Source organism: Blattabacterium cuenoti (assembly GCF_014251655.1).
Taxonomy (GTDB): domain Bacteria; phylum Bacteroidota; class Bacteroidia; order Flavobacteriales; family Blattabacteriaceae; genus Blattabacterium; species Blattabacterium cuenoti_I.
Genome location: NZ_CP059225.1, coordinates 355,008 through 355,937 on the forward strand (window position 1 = coordinate 355,008; position 930 = coordinate 355,937).

Here is a 930-nt window from a genome sequence, read left to right on the forward strand (position 1 = left end):
GAATCACTATTGTTTTCTTTTCCTCTAGATACTTAGATGTTTCAGTTTTCTAGGTTTGCTTTACTTAAGAAAGTAATATCATATCATCAATATGATAGGTTTCCCCATTCGGAAATCTGCGGATCAATTTGTATGTGCCAATCCCCGCAGCTTATCGCAGCTTATCACGTCCTTCTTCGCCTCTCAGAGCCAAGGCATCCACCATACGCTCTTCATTAGCTTTTTTACTCTATTATTGTATATTATATGTATGTCAAAGAACTTTATAAAAATATGAATGGAGAATATCGGAGTTGAACCGATGACCTCCTGCGTGCAAAACAGGCGCTCTAGCCAGCTGAGCTAATCCCCCTTTCCTAACTAATTAATTCAACTAACTAACTAATAGTCTCGCGCGGAATTGAACCGCGGACCTCTACATTATCAGTGTAGCGCTCTAACCATCTGAGCTACGAGACTGATAAAAATCAATCTCTATAACTAAAGGAAAAAGCTCCTAGACTGAATTTAGACCTTTTTTTTAATAAGAAAAATACTCTAAAAAAAGAGATGTTCCAGCCGCACCTTCCGGTACGGCTACCTTGTTACGACTTAGCCCCAGTTATCGATTTTACCTTAAGCAGCTCCTTTTACGGTTACCGATTTCAGGTATCCCCGACTTCCATGGCTTGACGGGCGGTGTGTACAAGGCCCGGGAACGTATTCACCGCATCATGGCTGATATGCGATTACTAGCGATTCCAACTTCATGGAGTCGAGTTGCAGACTCCAATCCGAACTGAGATCGGCTTTTAGAGATTAGCATCTGATCACCCAGTAGCAACCCTTTGTACCGACCATTGTAGCACGTGTGTAGCCCAAGATATAAGAGCCGTGATGATTTGACGTCATCCCCACCTTCCTCTCGACTTACGTCGGCAGTCTTGCTAG

The 930-nt window shown here is 42.8% G+C and carries 2 tRNA genes and 2 rRNA genes (2 of these 4 running past the window's edge); all 4 read right to left on the reverse strand.

The features are described 5' to 3' along the window. Nucleotides 1-226 (reverse strand): 23S ribosomal RNA (locus H0H63_RS01650) (it extends 2,594 nt beyond the left edge of the window). 52 nt (nucleotides 227-278) lie between these two features. Continuing rightward, nucleotides 279-352 (reverse strand) — tRNA-Ala (locus H0H63_RS01655). 33 nt (nucleotides 353-385) lie between these two features. After that, a tRNA-Ile gene (locus H0H63_RS01660) sits at nucleotides 386-459 on the reverse strand. Between the two features lie 83 nt (nucleotides 460-542). Next, nucleotides 543-930, reverse strand: a 16S ribosomal RNA gene (locus H0H63_RS01665) (it continues 975 nt past the right edge of the window). Together the 16S and 23S rRNA genes with 2 tRNA genes alongside form the textbook arrangement of a ribosomal RNA operon.